Origin of the sequence: Microbacterium sp. SORGH_AS_0862, assembly GCF_030818795.1 — a bacterium.
GTDB lineage: Bacteria > Actinomycetota > Actinomycetes > Actinomycetales > Microbacteriaceae > Microbacterium.
In genome coordinates this window covers 1,586,497-1,607,447 of sequence record NZ_JAUTAY010000001.1, presented here as the reverse complement: position 1 = coordinate 1,607,447, position 20,951 = coordinate 1,586,497, and the positions used below count along the sequence as shown (strand labels likewise).

Sequence of the window (20,951 nt, the reverse complement as noted above, 5' to 3'; positions counted from 1 at the left end):
CGGACCGGTTTGACCAATCGCGGTCAGTTGGAGGTGAAGCCCACCAGCAGACCGCCGGTGACCTTGACCGCGAGGTTGTAGATGCCTGCGACGACGGCACCGAGCACCGTCACGACGATGAGGTTCAGGATCGCAACCACGGCCGCGAAGGCCATGACCTGCGGGAGCCCGACGAACTGGCTGAGCGAGAGCGAACCGTCCGAGAACGACTTGAAGAACTCGTCGGCCTGACCGATCAGACCAGTCGTCTGCACGACCAGGTAGACCAGCAGGAACGACACGACCGTGACGATCGCCAGGGCGACGGCCGCCAGGAACGACAGCTTCACGGCCGACCAGAAGTCGACGTAGACGAGGCGGAGACGAACCTGCTTGGCGCTCGTCTTGCTGCTCGACTTCTTGGCGAGCTTGTCGGCTACCGTGCTCATGCGTCAGTACTCTCCTCGGAAACGGTGGCGGCCGGCTCGGTCTCCTGGGATGCATCGGCATCCGCCGCATCCGCAAGACGCCGCTCGCTGTTGCGGGCGATCGCGATGATCCGGTCGTCATCATCCGGTCGGGCGAAAACGACGCCCATGGTGTCGCGACCCTTCGCAGGGACCTCGGCCACGGCAGAGCGTACCACCTTGCCACTGGCAAGAACCACAAGGACCTCGTCGTCGTCTCCGACGATCAGAGCGCCCGCCAGATCGCCCCGATCCTCGTGCAGTTTGGCCACCTTGATGCCCAGTCCGCCGCGGCTCTGGACGCGGTACTGATCCACATCCGTGCGCTTCGCGTACCCGCCCTCGGTGACCACGAACACGTCGCCGTCGACGCAGGCGACGGATGCCGACAGCAGGCTGTCGGTGCCGCGGAACGACATCCCCTTGACGCCCTCCGTGGACCGGCCCATGGGTCGCAGCGACGCATCCGTCGCCGTGAACCGCAGCGACATCCCGTGTCGGCTCACGAGCAGGATGTCATCGCTCTCATCGACCAGCAGCGCGCTGACGAGCTCGTCCTCCTCGCGCAGACGGATGGCGATGACGCCGCCCTGTCGGTTCGTGTCGTACTCCGTGAGTCGCGTCTTCTTGACGAGTCCGCCACGGGTGGCGAGCACGAGGTACGTCGCGACGGCGTAGTCCCGGATGTCGAGGATCTGTGCGATCTCCTCATCCGGCTGCAGCGCGAGAAGGTTGGCGACGTGCTGACCCTTCGCATCCCGGCCGGCCTCGGGGACCTCGTAGGCCTTCGCGCGGTAGACGCGGCCCTGGTTCGTGAAGAACAGCAGCCAGTGGTGCGTCGTGGTGACGAAGAAATGCTCGACCACGTCGTCGGCGCGCAGCTGAGCACCCTTGACGCCCTTGCCGCCACGGTGCTGCGAGCGGTAGTTGTCGCTGCGCGTGCGCTTGATGTAGCCGGCACGGGTGATGGTGATCACCATCTCCTCTTCCGGGATGAGATCTTCCACCGACATGTCGCCGTCGAACCCGTAGAGGATCTGCGTGCGTCGCTCGTCGCCGTACTTCGCGACGATCTCCGTCAGCTCCTCGCGCACGATGGTGCGCTGGCGCGCGGGCGTGGCCAGGATGTCCTGGTAGTCCGCGATCTGCGCCTGCAGCTCCTCGGCCTCGTCGATGATCTTCTGCCGCTCGAGCGCAGCCAGGCGGCGCAGCTGCATCTGGAGGATGGCATCCGCCTGGATGTCGTCGATGTCCAGCAGCTTCTTCAGTCCGCCGCGCGCGTCGTCGACCGTCGCGGACGCACGGATGAGGGCGATGACCTCGTCCAGCGCGTCCAGCGCCTTCAGGTAGCCGCGCAGGATGTGCATGCGCTCTTCTGCCTTGCGCAGGCGGAAGGCCGTGCGGCGCACGATCACGTCGATCTGGTGCGTGATCCAGTACGAGACGAACCCGTCGAGCGAAAGCGTGCGCGGCACGCCGTCGACGATCGCCAGCATGTTGGCGCCGAAGTTGTCCTGCAGCTGCGTGTGCTTGTACAGGTTGTTGAGGACGACCTTGGCGACCGCATCCCGCTTGAGGACGACCACCAGTCGCTGACCGGTGCGGTCGCTCGACTCATCACGGATGTCGGCGATGCCGGTGATCTTGCCGTCGCGGGCGAGGTCGCGGATCTTGACGGCGACGTTGTCGGGGTTGACCTGGTACGGCAGCTCGGTGATCACCAGGCACGTGCGGCCCTGGATCTCCTCGATGTTGACGACGGCGCGCATCGTGATGGAGCCGCGACCGGTGCGGTACGCCTCGATGATGCCGCGCGTGCCGAGGATCTGCGCGGAGGTCGGGAAGTCGGGACCCTTGATGCGCTGGATGAGAGCCTCGAGCAGTTCCTCCTGCGTCGCCTCCGGGTGATCCAGCGCCCACAGCACACCATCGGCGACCTCGCGCAGGTTGTGCGGCGGGATGTTGGTCGCCATGCCGACCGCGATGCCGACGGATCCGTTGACGAGCAGGTTCGGGAAGCGCGCCGGCAGCACGACCGGCTCCTGCGTCTGCCCGTCGTAGTTGTCGACGAAGTCGACGGTGTCTTCCTCGATGTCTCGCACCATCTCGAGCGCGAGCGGGGCCATCTTGGTCTCGGTGTACCGGGGGGCTGCGGCTCCCTGGTTGCCGGGGGAGCCGAAGTTTCCCTGGCCGAGGGCCAGCGGGTAGCGCAGCGACCACGGCTGGACGAGACGCACGAGCGCCTCGTAGATGGGGGAGTCGCCGTGCGGGTGGTACTGACCCATGACCTCGCCGACGACGCGGGCGCACTTCGAGAACGACTTGTCGGGGCGGAAGCCGCCGTCGTACATGCCGTAGATCACGCGGCGGTGCACGGGCTTGAGGCCGTCCTCCACGCGGGGCAGCGCGCGGCCGACGATCACGCTCATCGCATAGTCGAGGTAGCTGCGCTGCATCTCGGACTGCAGGTCGACCTGGTCGATGCGACCGTGGTCGTGCTCGGCGGGCTCCGTCGTCGGACGCTCTTCGTCAGTCATTCGTCTCTTCTTCTCTGCGTCGGTGTCGTGTCATCTGATCGATGCGGCTCGCGCCGCATCCCGTGCCATCAGATGTCGAGGAACCGGACGTCCTTGGCGTTGCGCTGGATGAAGTGGCGGCGGGATTCGACGTCCTCGCCCATGAGCGTGGAGAAGATCTCGTCGGCCGCGGCGGCGTCGTCGATCGTCACCTGCAGGAGGGTACGGGTGGTCGTATCCATGGTGGTCTCCCACAGCTCCTTGGCGTTCATCTCGCCGAGACCCTTGTAGCGCTGGATGCCGTTCTCCTTGGGGATGCGGCGTCCTGCCGCCAGGCCCTCAGCGAGCAGCGCATCGCGCTCGACGTCGCTGTAGACGTACTCGTGCGGTGAGTTGGACCACTTCAGACGGTAGAGCGGCGGCTGCGCCAGGTACACGTAGCCGGCCTCGATAAGCCCGCGCATGTAACGGAACAGCAGGGTGAGCAGCAGCGTCGTGATGTGCTGACCGTCCACATCGGCATCGGCCATGAGCACGATCTTGTGATAGCGCGCCTTCTCGATCGAGAAGTCCTCGCCGATGCCCGTGCCGAACGCCTGGATCATGGCCTGCACCTCGTTGTTGCCGAGGGCGCGGTCGAGCCGAGCACGCTCGACGTTGAGGATCTTGCCGCGCAGCGCCAGGATCGCCTGCGTGTGCGGGTCGCGACCCTGCACGGCGGAACCGCCGGCCGAGTCACCCTCGACGAGGAAGATCTCGCTGATGGACGGGTCCTTGCTCGTGCAGTCCTTGAGCTTGTCGGGCATGGAGGCCGACTCGAACACGCTCTTGCGTCGGGCGGTCTCGCGGGCCTTGCGGGCCGCCATCCGAGCGGTCGCGGCGTCGATGGCCTTGCGGACGATGTTCTTCGCCTGCTGCGGGTTGCGGTCGAACCAGTCGCCGAGCTGATCGCCGACGACCTTCTGCACGAACGCCTTCGCCTCGGTGTTGCCCAGCTTCGTCTTGGTCTGACCCTCGAACTGCGGCTCAGACAGCTTGACGGAGATGACAGCCGTGAGCCCCTCGCGCACGTCGTCGCCGGAGAGGTTGTCGTCCTTCTCCTTGAGCAGGTTCTGCGCGCGGGCGTACTTGTTCACGAGGGTCGTGAGCGCCGCGCGGAAGCCCTCCTCGTGGGTTCCACCCTCGTGCGTGTTGATCGTGTTCGCGTAGGTGAAGACGTTCTCCGTATAGGAGGTCGTCCACTGCATCGCGAGCTCGAGCGCGATGTGGCGCTCGGTGTCCTCGGACTCGAAGTCGATGATCTCGTCGTTGACCGCATCCGCCTTGCGTACGCGATTGAGGTACTCGACGTAGTCGACGAGGCCGCGCTCGTAGAGGAACTCGTCGTGCGGCTGGACGGTGGTGACCTTGCCGTCGATCTCCTCGTCGACCGTGTGGTCGGCTCGCTCGTCGCGCACGGTGATGGTGAGGCCCTTGTTCAGGAACGCCATCTGCTGGAAGCGGGTGCGCAGCGTGTCGTAGTCGAAGTCGACCGTCTCGAAGATCGCGGGATCCGGCCAGAAGGTGATGGTCGTTCCGGTGGACTCGGTCGCCGCGCCCTGGGCGAGCGGAGCCTGCGGCACGCCACCGTTGGCGTACGACTGGTTCCACTCGTAGCCCTGGCGCTTGACGGCGACCTCGAGCCTCGTCGACAGCGCGTTCACGACGGACGAGCCGACGCCGTGCAGACCGCCGGAGACCGCGTAGCCGCCGCCGCCGAACTTTCCGCCGGCGTGGAGGACGGTCAGCACGACCTCGACCGTGGACTTGCCCTCTGTCTTGTGGATGTCGACGGGGATGCCTCGACCGTTGTCGACGACACGCACGCCGCCGTCGGGGAGGATCGTGACCTCGATGCGGTCGCAGTATCCGGCAAGAGCTTCATCGACGGAGTTGTCGACGATCTCGTACACGAGGTGGTGGAGTCCGCGCGGTCCGGTGGAGCCGATGTACATGCCGGGGCGCTTGCGGACGGCCTCGAGTCCCTCGAGAACCTGGATCGCGTCTGCCCCGTAGTCGTTCCGGACCGGTTCGGGGGTGCTCTGTCCGTCGTTGGGAACGCTGGAGGGGGTGGGGGACGTCATAGGTTTCGAGCGCTCCGGTTCTAGTAGACGGACCGTCCCAGTCTATCAAGCGGAGGCTCCTCACGGGGCGTGTACGCCCGTGTGGCGTCGTAAACGGACGCGGGATACGTCCGTACGTGTCTCATCCGTAGGTATCCCGGGGACCGCGCCCTGGAACGGCTCTGGGACCCCATTTCCAGGAGGGGACGTCCGGGCCGACGAAGCGGACGTTCTGGACACCCGCATCCGGGAACCGCTGCGCGATGGTCGTCACGATGTGCGTGCGCATGAGGCGCAGCTGTTTCGCCCAGGCGGTCGAGTCGCACTGCACGGTGAGCACTCCCGCATCCAGTCCCACAGGGCGGGTGTGCCTGGCGGTCTCCTCGCCGGCGACGAGCTCCCACTGCCGCACGAGGTCCGCGCGTGCGAGAAGCGGGTCCCATCCGGCCTGTTTGGTCCAGTGTGCGAGCACGTCGCCGACCCCGTGCGGGTCGCGACCGGGTGTGAACGGCGCGTCCTCGTCTCCGTTCCCGCGACGTGTGCGCTTCTTCGCACCGCGACGCGTCGTCGGCTCGAGTCCGCGCAGCCGCAGGTAGGTGGCGAGGGTCTCGGGGACCTCGTCCTCGTCACTCATCGTCACTGACCTCGAGGATGCGGCCGGCCTCGACGCGCACCGTGCGTCCGCGGAGTTCTTCGGGAACATCCGCCTCGACCGCGGCGGTCACCACGACCTGCTCGAAGTCCGCGACGAGGGATGCGAGCCGCATCCGTCTGTCGGCATCGAGCTCGGCGAAGACGTCATCGAGGATCACGATGGGATCTCCCAGCAGCGAGTCCGCGCGCAGCAGCTGTGCGGAGGCGAGACGCAGCGCCAGCGCCACGGACCAGGACTCGCCGTGCGAGGCGTATCCCTTCACGGGGAGCGAGCGGATGCGGAGCATGAGGTCGTCACGGTGCGGACCGACCAGCGTCACACCGCGGTCGAACTCCGCGGAGCGCTTCGCCGCGAGCGCGGCACGGAAGGCCTCGGCGGTCACCGCGCCGGAGGCGACGCGCTGATCGTCGCCTTCCTCCGGATCGAAGCCGGCGATGGAGTTGGCCCACTCCAGCTCGGGGGAGTGATCCGCGCCGGCGATCGCGGCGTAAGCGGCGACGAGGTGCGGATGCAGGTCGGCGGCGAGCCGAGCGCGTGCCTCGATGATCTCGGTACCGAGGGCGATGAGCTTGTCGTCCCAGACGTCCAGGGTCGGGAGCGCGTCGCCGCGCAAACCTCGGGCGCGGGCGGATTTCAGCAGTGCGGTGCGCTGCTTGAGCACGCGGTCGTAGTCCGCGATGACCCCGGCGAGGCGGGGGGACAGCTGAACGAGCAACTGGTCGGCGAACCGCCGCCGAGCGGAGGGGTCTCCCCGCACGATCTGCAGATCCTCGGGAGCGAACAGCACGACCTGCGCGTAGCGCGGCAGTTCCGCGGAGCGCACCGGAGCGCCACCGACACGTGCCTTGTTCGATCCCTGCTTGTTGATCTGGATCTCGAGCTGGATGTGGCGTTCGCCGTGGCCGAGTCGGGCGCGGACGAACGCTGCATCCGCTCCCGAACGCACCAGGGGCGCGTCGGCCGACACGCGGTGCGAGCCGAGGGTCGCGAGATACGTCACGGCCTCGGCGAGGTTGGTCTTGCCCTGGCCGTTGCGACCGACGAGCAGGTTCGCGCCACGCGTGAACTCGAGATCGGCGTGTTCGTAGTTACGGAAGTCGACGAGACTCAGGCGTTCCACGATCACCGGACAACCCTACGGCGACGGTGCGACGCGATCAGCGCAGCAACAGGTTCGGCTGCAGCAGGTACTTGAACTCGCCCTCGCCGGCGCGCTCGACCGACGTCTGCGGCGTCACCAGGATCGGGCTGAGCTTGTTCGCGTTGTCGCTGGAGGTGAAGGTGATGCGGGAGAACTCGCTGCGCACGGCCGAAAGCGACTCGAGCAGGTACTGCGGGTTGAGCCCGAGGGTCACATCGTCGCCTGTCAGCGTCGCGTCGACGGACTCGGACGCGCGCGCCTGCTCGGTTCCCGATGCCTCCATCGCGACACCCTCTGCGGTGAACGTGAAACGCAGCGGCGCGGAGCGGTCGAGCACGAGCGCGACACGTCGCACCGCCTCGGCGAGCTCCGCGGTGTTCACGACGGCGTGATGTGCGGTCTGCTCGGGGAAGAGGCGACGCACAGGAGGGAAGTTGCCCTTGATGAGCAACGAGGTCACCGTCTTGTTGCCGGAGGTGAAGGCGATGATCTCGCGGTCGCCCGAACCGGAGAACGCGATCGAGATGTTCTCGCCGTGCGAGAAGGTCTTGCCGACCTCCTGCAGCGTGCGCGCCGGCACGAGAGCCGTGGTGGTCTCGCCGTCGGTGGTCGCGGGACCGTCCCAGGGGATCTCTCGCAGCGCGACGCGGTAGCGGTCCGTCGCCACGAGACTGAGCTGTGTTCCGCTCACTTCGAGCTGGACACCGGTGAGCACGGGGGTCACATCGTCACGGGACGCGGCGAAGGCGACCTGCGCGATCGCGGTCGCGAACTCCTCGGCAGGAACGAGACCGGACTCGCCCGTCACCTCCGGGATGGCCGGGTATTCCTGCACCGGCATCGAGGCCAGCGTGAATCGCGCCGACCCGCAGGTGAGCAGGATGCCGTCGTCGTCCACCTCGATCTGAATGGGGGCGTTGGGCAGGCGGCTGGCGATGTCGGAGAGCAGACGACCGTGGACGAGGATCGTGCCCGGCGCTTCCACGGAGGCCTCGATCGTGGTGCGGGCGGATGCCTCGTAGTCGAAGGCCGACAGGGAGAGTCCCTCGGAACCGGCTTCGATGAGCACGCCCGCCAGGATCGGCTGCGGGTTGCGCTGGGGCAGGAGCTTGACGACGAACGATACGGCTTCGCTGAAAACGTCGCGATTGACCTGGAACTTCACAGTGCTCCCTCTCCGGCGGGCTGGGCTTACCCATGCTAGTGCTGCGAATGGCCCAGACGAAGAACACGCTTCCCGCCCCCAGAGGTGATCGCACGTCCATGAAGAGTGAAGTGAGAGTCATCTTGTTAACAACTGTGCAAACTGTGGATAAGTCGGTGGATGACTCTCGGCGCATGGGAACTACACACGTGTGAGATGTGGACGCGCTGCGGATGGAGCTGTCGAACGCGGACCGTGTCATTCGTGGGGTCCGGACGTTCTCCACACGCGATCGCCGTGTCGTTCACATGACCCGTCGGCGTTTCGCACAGTTATCCACAACTTGTCCACATGTGTGAAAGCGCAGGATGAGGCCGCGCGCGGCGATTGTCAAATGAGAGTCTTCGCGGACAGGAAACGACGAACCCCACGGCCTGTGCCGTGGGGTTCGCGGGAGCTCAGCGACCTGCTCTGCCGAGCTGGGTGGTGATCTCGGACACCTGGTTGTAGATGGACCGGCGCTCCTTCATGAGGTCGCTGATCTTCTTGTACGCGTACATCACCGTCGTGTGGTCGCGGTTGCCGAACAGCTGACCGATCTTCGGGAGCGAGAGGTTGGTGCGTTCGCGGCACAGATACATCGCGATCTGACGTGCGGTCGCGATCGCCTGCGAACGGCTCGACCCGTAGAGGTCGTCGACCGAGAGCTTGAAGTACTGCGCCGTGGCCGTGATGATGTCGGTCGGTGAGATGACGTTGGTGTCGTCCTGGTCGACGATGTCCCGCAGCACCTGCTGCGCCAGCGACATGTCGAGCGTCGATCGGTTCAGGCTGGCGAAGGCGGAGACGCGGATGAGGGCGCCTTCGAGTTCGCGGATGTTGCTGGAGACGACGGTGGCGATGTACTCCATGACTTCCGGCGGGATCTGGAGACGCTCGTTCTGCGCCTTCTTGCGAAGGATGGCGATGCGCGTCTCGAGGTCCGGCGCTTGGACGTCGGTGATCAGACCCCACTCGAAGCGGCTCCGCATCCGATCCTCGAAACCCGTGAGGTGCTTCGGCGGCACGTCGCTGGTGATCACGACCTGCTTGTCGTGGTCGTGGAGCGTGTTGAAGGTGTGGAAGAAGGCTTCCTGGGTCTCGGCGCGTCCCTGAAGGAACTGGATGTCGTCGATCAGGAGGATGTCGACGTCGCGGTAGCGCGCCTGGAAGGCGGAGCCCCGGTTGTTGGCGATCGAGTTGATGAAGTCGTTCGTGAACTCTTCGCTGGAGACATAACGCACGCGGATGCCGGGATACAGGCTCAGGGCGTAGTCGCCGATGGCATGCAGCAGGTGTGTCTTACCCAGACCCGAGTCCCCGTAGATGAAGAGCGGGTTGTACGCCTTGGCGGGTGCCTCGGCGACGGCGACCGCGGCCGCGTGGGCGAAGCGGTTTGACTGGCCGATGACGAACCGATCGAAGGTGTACTTCGGGTTCAGACGTGTGTCGGCGCGCGCGGATGCGGGATCCGCGGTTTCCGCGGCAGGTGCGGGTGCGGCGACGGGCTGCTCGATCACCATGGTCTGCACCGGCACTTCTGCCGTGAGGTGCGCGTCGATCAGCTCCGGATTGACGACGACCCTGAAACCGGTGACGTCGTTCGTCGACGCCTGCGCGAGCGCTTCCAGGATCATGGGACGAAGCCGCTTGTTGAGCTGGGCGGCCGTGAGATCGTTGGGAACGTCGAGGTACAGGAATCCCGACATCACGCCCTGAGCGACCGCGAGGTTGAGGAACCCGTGCATCTGCGGCGAGACCCGGGCGTCAGCGCCGAGGATCTCGAGGGCCGCCGACCACACCGGGACGTCGGGAGTGTCTTGCGCGGTCATGATCCCCTTCTTGGCCCGGCGAGAACGCGCCGGTGCGCGACACCTGTGGATAACTGCGCGAGCCACGCTAGTCAGCGAGGCTCCAGAGAGCAAACTCCGGCGTCGTTCCGGGGGTGTGTCGATTCGGGGGGTCGGGGACAGCGCTGTGGATAATGGCGGGTTGACCTCCACGGTTTGAGTTCTCGGGGTTCGCGCCTTAGTCTTAGTCGGTTGACTTATGCCCTCGAGGCAGTCCCCGACCACGTCTGAAGGCTTCGCCTTCGGGTGGCAACCGTTTCCCGGAGAGATCCCATGAGCAAGCGTACGTTCCAGCCCAACAACCGCCGTCGCGCCAAGAAGCACGGCTTCCGCGCTCGCATGCGCACCCGCGCCGGCCGCGCCATCCTTTCGGCACGCCGCGCCAAGGGCCGCACCGAGCTCTCGGCCTGACCCTTCCGTTGCTCTCGCGGCCGAACCGACTGACCGACGGCGCCGAGTACAAGGCTGTCGTCCGTCGCGGCGTGCGATGTTCCGGTCCCCACACCGTGACGTACGTGGTGGCATCCGGTGACGATCGCGCCGCTCGGTTCGGATTCATCGTGAGCAAGAAGGTCGGCACGGCGGTCGTTCGCAATCGTCTCCGCCGGCGGCTCAAAGCAATCTGCGCGTCCGCGCTCCCGACTGTGGTCAGGGGCGCGGACGTTGTCGTGCGCGTGCTGCCTGGCGGAGCGGATGCCTCGTTCGCCGAGCTCGACGCCGAAGTGAAGCGATGCCTGGCGCGGAGGGCGTCGTGAGCACCTCGACGCTGCCGATGGCGTCGGTCGGCGAGGCGACGATGCCTGAGCACGGCTGGCTCCGCGCGATTCCGCTGCTGCCGCGGAACATCATGCTCGGTCTTCTCCATGGTTACCGTGCGACGATCTCGCATACGTACGGCGATGTCTGCAAGTACTACCCGTCCTGCTCCGCCTATGCGGTGGGGGCGGTTCAGCAGCACGGTGCGGTGAAGGGCGCGGCGCTGACCGCGGCTCGAATCGCTCGGTGCCACCCCTGGGCCGAGGGCGGGATCGATGATCCGCCTGGCCACACGCACTTCTCCCACGCACTGACCCGGCACGGATTCGTCGTGCCACTGAGAAAGGACTGATCCCCGTGGATCTGGTACTTGCGACCGCGACGCAATCATCGGGCGGCTTCGACCTGATCGGGACGATCCTGTGGCCGCTCAAGTGGGTCGTCGAGATGGTGCTCGTCGCCTGGCACGCGATCTGGACGTTCCTCGGTCTGCCCGGCGATTCGGGTCTCGCCTGGGTCCTCTCGATCGTCGGCCTCGTGATCGTCGTGCGTGCGGCTCTCATCCCGCTCTTCGTCAAGCAGATCAAGAGCCAGCGCAAGATGATGGAGATCGCTCCGGAGCTGCGCAAGGTGCAGGAGAAGTACCGGGGCAAGCGCGACCAGCTCTCACGCGAGGCCATGAGCCGCGAGACCATGGCGCTGTACAAAAAGCACGGCACCACGCCGATCTCGGGATGTCTGCCGCTTCTCGTGCAGATGCCGATCTTCTTCTCTCTGTACAGCGTGCTGAACGACGTCGCGAAGCACGCGGCGGCCGGGATCGGTGGTGTCGGGTTCCTCGATGCGAACCTGACGTCCGAGTTCTACAACGCCAACCTCTTCGGTGCGTCTCTTCACGACACCCTCGTCGGCGCCTGGGGTCGGCCGGACGGCACGGTCACTGTCATCATCCTGCTCGTCCTCGTCGTCCTGATGATCGCATCGCAGTTCTTCACGCAGCTGCAGATCATCTCGAAGAACCTCTCCCCCGAGGCCAAGACCGGCCAGGCGTACCAGATGCAGCGCATCATGCTCTACATCCTGCCGCTGGCGTTCGTCTTCTCCGGCATCTTCTTCCCGCTCGGCGTCGTGGTGTACTGGTTCATCAGCAACATCTGGACGATGGTGCAGCAGTTCCTCGTCATCCGGAACCTGCCGACCCCGGGGTCCGAGGCCGCCAAGGCCCGCGAAGAGCGTCTTGCCCGCCGTGGCAAGGCCATCGACAGCAGCGGCAAGGTCGTCCCGATCGAGAAGTACCAGGCCGAGCAGCAGCGTCTGCTCGAGGAGGCCGAGCGCAAGCGCGCCGCTGCCCCGAAGCGCCAGCAGCCCGTGGGTAAGCAGCGCGCCAAGAAGCAGTCCGGCAAGCAGCCGCCCGCCGCCAAGAGTGGCGCCTCCGACTCCGAACCCTCCAGCTGAGGAGACCGTTATGACCTCTGAACTCTCCCCCACCACGACCGACACCGTCGAGCAGCTCGAGCAGGAAGGCGATGTCGCCGCCGATTTCCTCGAGGGACTCCTCGACATCGCCGACATCGGCGGCGATCTCGCGCTGGATGTCCGCAACGATCGTGCGTACGTGTCGATCGAGTCGGATGGTGACGACTCGCTTCGTGTGTTTTCCGACCCTGACACGGTCAGTGCGCTGCAGGACCTGACCCGTCTCGCCGTGCAGAACCGTACCGGTCGGTTTTCCCGCCTCATCCTCGACGTCAGTGGGTCGCGCGACGCGCGTCGCCGGGAGCTCGAGGCCTTGGTCGACCGTGCCGCCTCACGTCTGGAAGACGGCGCGTCACAGGCGTCACTCCCGGCGATGTCGAGCTATGAGCGCAAGGTCGTCCACGACATCGCGGCCGAGCGCGGGCTCGTCTCCGAGTCCTACGGTGAGGGCTCTCAGCGCCACACTGTGCTCCGTCGCGCGTGAGTGTTTCACGTGAAACATTGATGGAAGAACTCGAGCCGGAACCGGATGCGGCGTCCGCGATCTTCGGAGACGGGATCGATCGCGCCCGCGCCTTCACGCACAATCTCGCCAAGGAAGGTGAGTTGCGCGGACTGATCGGTCCGTTGGAGCTGCCACGGCTGTGGACACGCCACATCCTGAACAGCGCGGTCATGGCGCCGCTCGTTCCGGTCGGTCTCATCGGTGACGTCGGTTCCGGTGCGGGTCTCCCGGGTATCGTCGGGGCGATCGCACGCCCCGACGTCCGGTGGGTGCTCATCGAGCCGATGGAGCGACGCACCCAGTGGCTGCAGGAGCAGGTGGACGAACTCGCGCTGGAGAACGTGGAGGTCTTCCGTGGTCGGTCGCAGGACTGGACCCGGGGCGCCGTCCTCGATGCCGTGACCGCGCGCGCGGTGAGTGCGCTGCGCACGCTTCTTCCGATCACTGCACCCCTCGTGCGCGATGGCGGTGAGCTCGTCCTCCTCAAGGGTGCCGCTGCAGACGCGGAGATCGAGAAGGCCGCCAAGCAGGCTCGCACTCACCGGGTCGTCGATCTGCGCGTCGAGGTCGTGGGGGAGGGCCTTCTGGACGTTCCGACTCGGGTCGTCCGGGGGCGGGTGCAGAGATCCTGAGGCGATGTTTCACGTGAAACATCACGACGTGGCTGTCGATGGCGGCGATTAGAGTGGACAGAGTTCGATGCTGGCGAAAGGCGAAGTGTTTCACGTGAAACAATCCGACGACACCACGACGGACTTCGGCGACGACACCCCTCTTGCTCGCGAACTCGCGGATCTGCGCGCGCGACGTCGCGCCCTCGAGGACTCGGCCGTGACGCTTCCGACCGGTACCCGTACCCTGACTGTGTCCAATCAGAAGGGCGGTGTCGGCAAGACGACGACGACCGTGAATCTTGCGGCCGCGCTCGCGAGCGTCGGTGCTCGCGTGCTGGTGATCGACCTCGATCCACAGGGGAACGCATCCACTGCACTGGGCGTGCCGCACACCGCCGACATCCCGAGTGTCTATGACGTGCTGATCGACGAGTTCCCGCTCGCCGACATCGTCCAGACGAGCCCTGAGTCTCCGTTGCTGACCTGTGCGCCGAGCACCATCCACCTCGCCGGCGCGGAGATCGAGTTGGTCTCGCAGGTCGCACGCGAGCACAGGCTGCGCCGCGCGCTCGAGGAGTATCTGGCCGCCGCCGAGGAGCCGCCGCATGTCGTCCTCATCGACTGTCCGCCCTCGCTGGGATTGCTCACCATCAACGCCTTCACCCGCGGCGGACGAGGTTCTCATTCCCATTCAGTGCGAGTACTACGCCCTCGAGGGCCTGAGCCAACTGCTCGGCAGTGTGCAGATGATCCAGAAGCACCTGAATCCGCCGCTCCACGTATCGTCGATCCTGCTGACGATGTACGACGGGCGTACCCGGCTCGCGCAGCAGGTCGCCGAGGAAGTGCGCGCTCACTTCCCGAAGGAAGTCTTGAACACGGTGATCCCCCGCTCCGTGCGGGTATCCGAGGCGCCGAGCTTCGGTCAGACCGTCATCGCGTACGACGGCCAGTCGGCGGGCGCCGTCGCCTACCGTGAAGCTGCTGTCGAACTGCTGGCTCGCGAGGCCGATGAGGCTGCGTCGAGCACGAACGAAGGAGAACACTGATGGCCAAGCGAACGGGACTCGGTCGGGGGATCGGGGCTCTCATTCCGACATCGGAGGCTTCTGAGGCGCGTCCGGTCGACGTGTTCTTCCCCGGTGCGCCCGCCCCGACGAAGGATGCGGCGAAGGAAGACGCTCCGCAGGAGGATCTGCTCGCCGTGCCCGGCGCCCGCTTGATCCAGGTGGATCCGCACGCGATCGTCCCCAACCCTCGTCAGCCGCGGACGAACTTCGATCCGGACGACCTCGCGGAGTTGGTGCACTCCGTGCGCGAGTTCGGTGTGCTGCAGCCGGTCGTCGTGCGCGATACCGGCGACGGAACCTACGAACTCATCATGGGCGAGCGGCGTACCCGCGCCGCGCGCGAAGCGGGGCTGGAGACGATCCCCGCCATTCTCCGTGAGACCGCCGACGAGGACCTGCTCCGCGACGCCCTCCTCGAGAACCTCCACCGGTCGCAGCTGAACCCGCTCGAGGAAGCGTCGGCGTATCAGCAGCTGCTCGAGGACTTCGGTATCACCCAGGAACAGCTGGCGACGCGGATCGGACGGTCGCGCCCCCAGATCTCCAACACCATCCGCCTGCTGCGCTTGCCGGTTCCGGTGCAGCAGCGTGTCGCCGCCGGCGTGCTCTCGGCGGGGCACGCCCGTGCGATCCTGTCCGTTGAAGACGGTGAGAGCATGCAGCGTCTCGCGGACAAGATCGTGAACGAAGACCTGTCCGTCCGTGCGGCGGAAGCCGCGGCCAAGGGCGCCGCCTCAGTCAAGCGCCCGGCGCCGAAGGCGGGGGCGCGCCGCGCACATCTCGATGAGATCGCAGAGCGGTTGGGGGACCGCCTCAATACACGTGTGAAGATCTCCATCTCCGCACGAAAAGGCCAGATCGCGATCGATTTCGCCACCATCCAGGACTTGAACCGCATCCTCAGTGAGCTTGGCGAGGAAGAGCTCGGCTCATCTCGCTGACGTGAGCGGAGAATCGCTCCTGACGAACTGAAACGGGGCGCTCTGACGTGGTAGAACCACGTTCGACGCGGCGCCGTGACTTTGCGTCTCGAATCGGTTCGCTCGGTCAAGAGGCCGTGGGCGAGGACCCGAGGGCATCGGACGACGGCGATGCCCTCGGGGACCCCGTCCCCTCGCACGAAACGTAGGCTGGAATCATGACCTCCGAATCCCCACGCCGTCGAGCCAGTCTCGAACTGCTGCGGGCGGAAGCCGCGGACGAACTGGCCGCCCTCATCCATGAGCGACTCCGTGAGGGGGAGGACCCGTGGGACTTCATGGAAGACCTCCCCACGGTCGATGAGCTCGTCGTGTTCCTCCTGCGCGCCGAGAACATCGCCGAAGCCGGCGGCAGCAAGCCGTCACAGGCGCGCCACTATCGCGTGCTCCGTCAGATCGCCCTGGACTATCCGCCGCTGACCCGTGCCGTCTGGCGTCTGCTCGGCGACACGAATACCTCACGCCGGTGGGACGCCACCGTGCGGCCCGAAGCATCCTGAACCTCGCACGGAAGAAGCCCCCGGAGATTCTCCGGGGGCTTCTTCCGTCTGGGAAGCGGATCAGCCGATGAACGCGGCCAGATCCTGCTCGAGCGCGAACTTCGGCTTGGCGCCGATGATCGTGGTCTTGACCTCGCCGCCCTGGAACACCTTCATCGCCGGGATCGAGGTGATCTGGTACTTCATCGCGAGATCCGGGTTCTCGTCCACGTTGAGCTTGAGGACCGTGATCTTCTCGGGGTTCTCCGCCTGGATCTCATCGAGAACCGGGGCGACCATGCGACACGGACCGCACCATTCCGCCCAGAAGTCCACCAGGACAGGACCGTCTGCTTCGAGGACATCCTGGTTCCAGGTGCTCGAGCTGGTCGCCTTCGCGCTCATTGTCATTTCCCTTCGTAAGCCTTACTCGTACCGAACACCCGACGGGGTCCGGATGTTCCCTCAGACGACCGGCAGACCCTCGATCTGATCGGCGTCGGGCTGCGGTGCGCCCGCCTCGTCCAGCGCGGCGAGGAAGTGCTCCGCGTCCAGCGCGGCGATCGTCCCGGATGCGGCCGCGGTGACCGCCTGGCGGTAGGTCGGATCGATGACGTCGCCCGCGGCGAAGACACCGGGCACCGAGGTACGCGACGACCGTCCGTCGACCCAGATCGTTCCCTCGGGGGTCAGGTCCAGCTGGCCGTGGACGAGCTTCGTGCGAGGGTCGTTGCCGATCGCGACGAACACGCCCTGCAGGTCGAGCTCGCGCGTCGAACCGTCGACCGTATCCTTCAGCACGACACCGGTGACCGCCTCGTCACCGAGGATGTCGACCACCTCGCTGTTCCACACGAACTCGATCTTCTCGTTCGCGATCGCGCGCTCCTGCATGATCTTGGACGCGCGAAGCTCGTCGCGGCGGTGGATCACGTACACCTTCGTGGCGAAACGCGTCAGGAAGGTGGCCTCCTCCATCGCGGAGTCGCCGCCGCCGACGACGGCGATCGTGCGCTCGCGGAAGAAGAAACCGTCACAGGTCGCGCACCACGAGACGCCTCGGCCGGAGAGGTGCTCTTCCTTCGGCAGGCCGATCTTGCGGTAGGCGGAGCCGGTCGCGAAGATCACGGCCGCGGCCTCCTCGACCGCGCCGGAGCCCAGCTGGACACGCTTGACGGGGCCTGCGAGGTCGAGCTCGGTGACGTCCTGGTAGAGGATCTCGGCGCCGAACTTGCGGGCCTGCTCCTCCATCTTGGTCATGAGCTCGGGACCCTGGATCCCCTCGGGGAAGCCGGGGAAGTTCTCCACCTCGGTGGTGTTCATGAGCTCACCGCCGACCTCGACGGAGCTGGCGATGACCAGCGGCTTGAGGTTGGCCCGGGCCGCGTAGATGGCGGCGGTGTAGCCTGCGGGGCCGGAGCCGATGATGATGAGCTGACGCACGTGCGTTCTCCCTCGTGGTTTCAAAGTGCCCAACATATGGTATCCGCGGGACATTCCCGCGGTCCCTTTGTCAGCGTCTGGAAAGGATGCGGCGAAGCGGTCGCAGCGCCGGGGCGAGTTCAGGGGTGCGCAGCGCCGCAAGCACTCCCAGGTACACGATCAGGGTGACCGCGCCGATGATGCCGGTGCCGATGGCGCCGAAGATCTTGTCGGAGGTCGTCCACCCGGTGTCACCTCCGAGGAGGAGGTAGACCCCCCATCCGGCCGCGGCCGCCGGCAGCGCGGCGACGGTGTAGCGCGCGATCGCGACGAACCACGAACGGATGCCGAGCGAACCGATCCGGCGGCGCAGCAGGATGGCGGCGAGCACCGCTTGTACGGTGATGGCGATCGACTGACCGAGCGCGACGGCGGCCGCGAGCCATGGCGTCGGCGCGAGCCAGGCCGCGGCGAGGGCGGTGGCGATCACCAGAACCGCTTGCACGGTCGTGAAGACGAACGGTGTGCGCGTGTCGTCGTAGGCGTAGAACGTGCGCTGCAGGACGAAGAGCACCGAGAGCGGCAGCAGGCTCACGAGGTACGCGATGAGTACGGGGGCGAGCTCGGCCGCATCCACCGCGTTGTTCACGATGATGCGCGAGGCCGGGACCGACGCGACCACGAGCGCAGCCGTCGCCACGACGATCAGCAGGCTGATGATGCGGATGCTGCGCGACACGTCGCCGCGCACCTCATCGTCGCGGCCCGCCGAGGCGTGCTCGCTGATCTGCGTGAAGTACGGCGTCCCGATCGAGAGCACGATCACCGAGTAGGGGAGCATGAAGATGAGCCAGGCGGTCTGTGTCGCGAGCGTCGAGGCGCCGTCGCCGGTCGCCTCGGAGATGACCCGGCTCTGAATGAGCCCCGCGACCTGCCCGACGACGACCATCGCGGCGGTCCAGCCCGCCAAGCGGCCCATGTTGCGAAAGCCCAGTCCGCGCCAGTGGAAGTCGGGGCGCAACCGGAGCCCCGTGCGTCGCCAGGACACGAGCAGGATCAGTGCCTGCACCGCGATGCCGAAAGTGGCGGTGCCGCCCAGGGCCGCGATGGATGCGGCGCCCCAGTCCGACACCGCGGAGCGATCACCACCGATGACGAGCATCAGAAGCAGGAAACCGGCGATGGAGATGACGTTGTTGAGGACCGGGGCCCAGGTGAACGGCCCGAAGATGCGTCGGGCATTGAGCGTCTCTCCCAGGAGGGAGTACAGGCCGTAGAAGAAGATCTGCGGCAGGCACCAGTAGGCGAACGCGGTCGCCAGGGCGTGCTGCTCGGGGCTGTAGGCGGGCGCGTAGAGCGTGATCAGCACCGGTGCGAGCAGCATCGCCACAGCCGTCACGGCGAGCAGGACGACGATTCCCGCGGTGAACAGCGCGGAGATGAAGCGCTGGCCGCGATCCTCCCTCGCGCTTGTCCGCACGATCTGCGGAACGATGACCGCCGTGAGCACACCCGCCGAGATGATCGCGTAGACGTTGTTCGGCAGCTGGTTGGCCTGCGCGAAGGCATCCCCCGCGCGGGAGGACATCGTGCCGAGGACCGCCACCAGCACGATGGTGCGGATGAGGCCCGTGATCCGGGAGACGAGTGTTCCCGCTCCCAGCAGCACGCTCGCCCGGCCCAGTCCGCTCACGCGTTCTCCTCGTCGTCGGTGCGGCTCGCATCCGCCTTGTCGCGTCTGCGGCGCCGGACGGTGCGGACCACGCCGATGGTGAGGAACGCGGCCGCCACCACGACGAGCGCGGCAAGGCCGATTCCCTCCCAGTCGGCTCGGACGTTGACGTCGACCGTCTGCGTCTGGCCGATGGGCACGTACGCGGGGCTGCGCAGGCTGAGGTCGATCCTGACGTCGCCGTTGCCGATCCGTGCGTTCACGGGGACCTCGACGAGCGTGTTGGCGGATGCGGCGGCGACCACGGCATTCTCGCGTTCGACGTCGACGCGCAGATCATCCGGGGAGGCGACGAGCACCACGTTCACCGGGTAGGGCAGGTCGTTGCGTACCCAGAAGCGCAGGTTGGTTCCCGCCGTCAGCAGGTTGAGCGCCGTCGAGGGGACGATCGACACCGAGTCGAGGGTCGCCGTGGTCGCTTCCGCGTGTGCCGTGACGGCGCCCTGCCAGCCCGACGGATCGCCGAGCCATGCGCCGCCCAGCACCTGGAGGATGGCGGCGCGCTCGCGTCCTGTGAGCAGTGAGGGGTCGTCGAGGATCGTGGCGAAGCTCTCGATCTGCGCGGCGCCGGCGAGCATGCTCGTGAGTGCCGCCGGACGTGAGGGATCGACCGATCCCGCCGAGACCTGGAGCTCTGTCGGGGAGGCGCCGAGCAGGCTCGACAGACCCACGGCGGTCATGCCCGTGGTCGCCGCGGAGATCGCTCCGCGCAACCCCTGCGGGTCGCGGACGGCCGATCGTCCCAGCGTGACGAGGATCGGGGAGCCCTGCGCCGTCGCGGACGCGAAGGTCAGATGCGCAGCAGCGGCAGCCGCATCCGCCGCGCGGGTCGTGGGCTGAGTGGCGGTGGACGCGGCCTGCAGTGCCGCGGATGCGCCCGCCGACGCGACCAGCAGCTCACCGCCACCGGCCCGCGCGTGCGAGGTGGATGCGGCGGCCACCTGCGCGCTGTCGACGATCGTGATCGCGCCCGGCGTCGCCGCGGTGAGCCACCCGATGAGCTCAGGTGAGGCGGTGCCCGACGGCGGCCAGTAGATCGTGGAGGCGCCATCGGCGCCCACGTCCAGGAGCGCGTCGAGGGTCGGCGGCGTGGGGTCGGACTGCTGCGTGTCCGTCGGAGCCGGCGTGGGCGCGCTCGGCTGCGCCTTCAGATCCACGTACGCGTTCAGCGATGTCGGCGTCAGCGGCGCGCCGAGTCCCGCCGCGAACTGCGTGCTCACGTCGGCGTCGCCGTACTGCAGCGCGAATCGCGGGTTGGGCAGATCCATCAGCCGCTGGAGCCACGCCTGCGCGGACTCCGGAGCGGAGGTGCCGCGCGCCCGGATCGAGGCCACGATCGCGGGGTCGACGGCGAGGATCGCGGAGGTTCCCGAGACGGCGTCGAGCTGCGCGGTCAAAGCGCCGTCGGCCGCGGTGAGTGAGGCCAGCTGGTCGGTCGACAGCATCCCCGTCGTCAGGGCAGGCGCGGTGATGGGCACGATGACCGCGACGGTGCCCGTGGGGCCGGTGCCGATCGTGACCACGGAGCGCGCCGTCTCTCCGGCGACGCTGACCCATAGCGGGTAGACACCCGCGCCGCGGCCCGCGAGTGCGGGGTCGTCGGCCGCGACGACAACACTCGCCGAGCTCGACTGCCCGGGTTGCGTCTCCTCGATCGCGCTGGATCCGACGACGCGCCCCGCGGGGGCATCGGACGACCCGGACAGCCAGGCGTCGAGGGCGGCGGACCCGTCCAGCGGTGCGTCCGCGAGCAGCAGCTCCGCCGTCGAACCGGGGGTTCTCGCTGTCGTGCTGTTCTCGAGGGAGACGAGTGCGGTGAGCGCCTCGCCCGTCGCCAGCACGCCACCGGACAAGGGCGCCACCGACACCTCTACGGTTCTCGTCTCGGACGGCGAGGGCGTCGGGGTGGCGGCGGTCGCGGGGGTGGCGATCCCCAGCACGATCGCGACGGCGATGAGCGGCGCGAGCAGAAGTCGTCGCCGCCGGAATGCGGGGGTGCCCGTGCGGGCCGAAGTCGGAATCAT

At 67.0% G+C, this 20,951-nt stretch carries 19 protein-coding genes and 1 pseudogene; 9 read left to right on the top strand and 11 right to left on the bottom strand.

Annotation, left to right across the window (positions count from 1 at the left end; all coding sequences use genetic code 11):
• Positions 1 to 23: 23 nt before the first annotated feature.
• The 7 genes from QE377_RS07670 to dnaA form a co-directional block, all read right to left on the bottom strand.
• Positions 24 to 428 carry a DUF3566 domain-containing protein gene (locus QE377_RS07670; protein ID WP_307321406.1) on the bottom strand — a complete coding sequence of 135 codons (405 nt, stop codon included), beginning with the start codon at positions 426 to 428 and terminating at the stop codon, positions 24 to 26.
• The gene (gyrA, locus tag QE377_RS07665) at positions 425 to 2,983 is read right to left on the bottom strand and encodes a DNA gyrase subunit A (protein ID WP_307321403.1); all 2,559 of its coding nucleotides are present in this window, start codon (positions 2,981 to 2,983) and stop codon (positions 425 to 427) included. The genes QE377_RS07670 and gyrA overlap by 4 nt, the downstream gene beginning before the upstream one ends.
• Before the next feature lie 68 nt (positions 2,984 to 3,051).
• Entirely contained in the window at positions 3,052 to 5,085 is a 2,034-nt protein-coding gene (gene gyrB / locus QE377_RS07660; protein WP_307321401.1) for a DNA topoisomerase (ATP-hydrolyzing) subunit B, read from the bottom strand.
• 121 nt (positions 5,086 to 5,206) lie between these two features.
• Positions 5,207 to 5,698 (bottom strand): DUF721 domain-containing protein, encoded by a 492-nt coding sequence (locus tag QE377_RS07655; RefSeq protein WP_307321397.1) that lies wholly within the window; start codon positions 5,696 to 5,698, stop codon positions 5,207 to 5,209.
• Entirely contained in the window at positions 5,691 to 6,845 is a 1,155-nt protein-coding gene (recF, locus tag QE377_RS07650) for a DNA replication/repair protein RecF (protein ID WP_307321394.1), read from the bottom strand. Before recF ends, QE377_RS07655 begins: the two co-directional genes overlap by 8 nt.
• 31 nt (positions 6,846 to 6,876) lie before the next feature.
• Complete coding sequence (gene dnaN, locus QE377_RS07645) at positions 6,877 to 8,025, bottom strand: DNA polymerase III subunit beta (protein WP_307321391.1); 1,149 nt, start codon at positions 8,023 to 8,025, stop codon at positions 6,877 to 6,879.
• 437 nt (positions 8,026 to 8,462) lie between these two features.
• The gene (gene dnaA, locus QE377_RS07640) at positions 8,463 to 9,875 is read right to left on the bottom strand and encodes a chromosomal replication initiator protein DnaA (RefSeq protein WP_307321388.1); all 1,413 of its coding nucleotides are present in this window, start codon (positions 9,873 to 9,875) and stop codon (positions 8,463 to 8,465) included.
• 291 nt (positions 9,876 to 10,166) lie between these two features.
• Between dnaA and rpmH the strand changes: the two genes are divergently transcribed.
• The 9 genes and pseudogenes from rpmH (at position 10,167) to QE377_RS07595 (ending at position 15,794) form a co-directional block, all read left to right on the top strand.
• Positions 10,167 to 10,304, top strand: coding sequence for a 50S ribosomal protein L34 (gene rpmH / locus QE377_RS07635; protein ID WP_022879826.1), 138 nt, complete (start codon positions 10,167 to 10,169; stop codon positions 10,302 to 10,304).
• A gap of 71 nt (positions 10,305 to 10,375) precedes the next feature.
• Positions 10,376 to 10,648, top strand: coding sequence for a ribonuclease P protein component (gene rnpA / locus QE377_RS07630; protein ID WP_307325904.1), 273 nt, complete (start codon positions 10,376 to 10,378; stop codon positions 10,646 to 10,648).
• A complete protein-coding gene (yidD, locus tag QE377_RS07625) occupies positions 10,624 to 11,001 on the top strand; it encodes a membrane protein insertion efficiency factor YidD (protein WP_373459522.1) in 378 nt (125 codons plus the stop codon). Before rnpA ends, yidD begins: the two co-directional genes overlap by 25 nt.
• Positions 11,002 to 11,006: 5 nt before the next feature.
• The gene (gene yidC, locus QE377_RS07620; RefSeq protein WP_307321385.1) at positions 11,007 to 12,104 is read left to right on the top strand and encodes a membrane protein insertase YidC; all 1,098 of its coding nucleotides are present in this window, start codon (positions 11,007 to 11,009) and stop codon (positions 12,102 to 12,104) included.
• A 10-nt stretch (positions 12,105 to 12,114) separates the two neighbouring features.
• Positions 12,115 to 12,609: a R3H domain-containing nucleic acid-binding protein gene (locus tag QE377_RS07615; protein ID WP_307321383.1), complete on the top strand. Its 495-nt coding sequence runs from the start codon at positions 12,115 to 12,117 to the stop codon at positions 12,607 to 12,609.
• A 20-nt stretch (positions 12,610 to 12,629) separates the two neighbouring features.
• The gene (gene rsmG / locus QE377_RS07610; RefSeq protein WP_307321379.1) at positions 12,630 to 13,262 is read left to right on the top strand and encodes a 16S rRNA (guanine(527)-N(7))-methyltransferase RsmG; all 633 of its coding nucleotides are present in this window, start codon (positions 12,630 to 12,632) and stop codon (positions 13,260 to 13,262) included.
• A gap of 67 nt (positions 13,263 to 13,329) precedes the next feature.
• Positions 13,330 to 14,293: pseudogene (locus tag QE377_RS07605) on the top strand (ParA family protein).
• On the top strand, positions 14,293 to 15,255 hold the full coding sequence (locus tag QE377_RS07600; RefSeq protein ID WP_307321376.1) for a ParB/RepB/Spo0J family partition protein: 963 nt from the start codon (positions 14,293 to 14,295) through the stop codon (positions 15,253 to 15,255). The pseudogene QE377_RS07605 and the gene QE377_RS07600 overlap by 1 nt, the downstream one beginning before the upstream one ends.
• Positions 15,256 to 15,452: 197 nt before the next feature.
• Positions 15,453 to 15,794, top strand: a complete 342-nt coding sequence (locus QE377_RS07595) for a tryptophan synthase subunit alpha (RefSeq protein WP_307321373.1) — start codon at positions 15,453 to 15,455, stop codon at positions 15,792 to 15,794.
• A 60-nt stretch (positions 15,795 to 15,854) separates the two neighbouring features.
• Here the strand turns inward: QE377_RS07595 and trxA are convergent, their stop codons facing one another.
• From trxA to QE377_RS07575, 4 genes are all read right to left on the bottom strand, one after another.
• Positions 15,855 to 16,178, bottom strand: coding sequence for a thioredoxin (gene trxA, locus QE377_RS07590; protein ID WP_137418515.1), 324 nt, complete (start codon positions 16,176 to 16,178; stop codon positions 15,855 to 15,857).
• A gap of 60 nt (positions 16,179 to 16,238) precedes the next feature.
• A complete protein-coding gene (gene trxB, locus QE377_RS07585) occupies positions 16,239 to 17,216 on the bottom strand; it encodes a thioredoxin-disulfide reductase (RefSeq protein WP_307321368.1) in 978 nt (325 codons plus the stop codon).
• A 70-nt stretch (positions 17,217 to 17,286) separates the two neighbouring features.
• Positions 17,287 to 18,888, bottom strand: coding sequence for a murein biosynthesis integral membrane protein MurJ (murJ, locus tag QE377_RS07580; RefSeq protein ID WP_307321365.1), 1,602 nt, complete (start codon positions 18,886 to 18,888; stop codon positions 17,287 to 17,289).
• Positions 18,885 to 20,951, bottom strand: a complete 2,067-nt coding sequence (locus QE377_RS07575) for a DUF6049 family protein (RefSeq protein ID WP_307321362.1) — start codon at positions 20,949 to 20,951, stop codon at positions 18,885 to 18,887. Before QE377_RS07575 ends, murJ begins: the two co-directional genes overlap by 4 nt.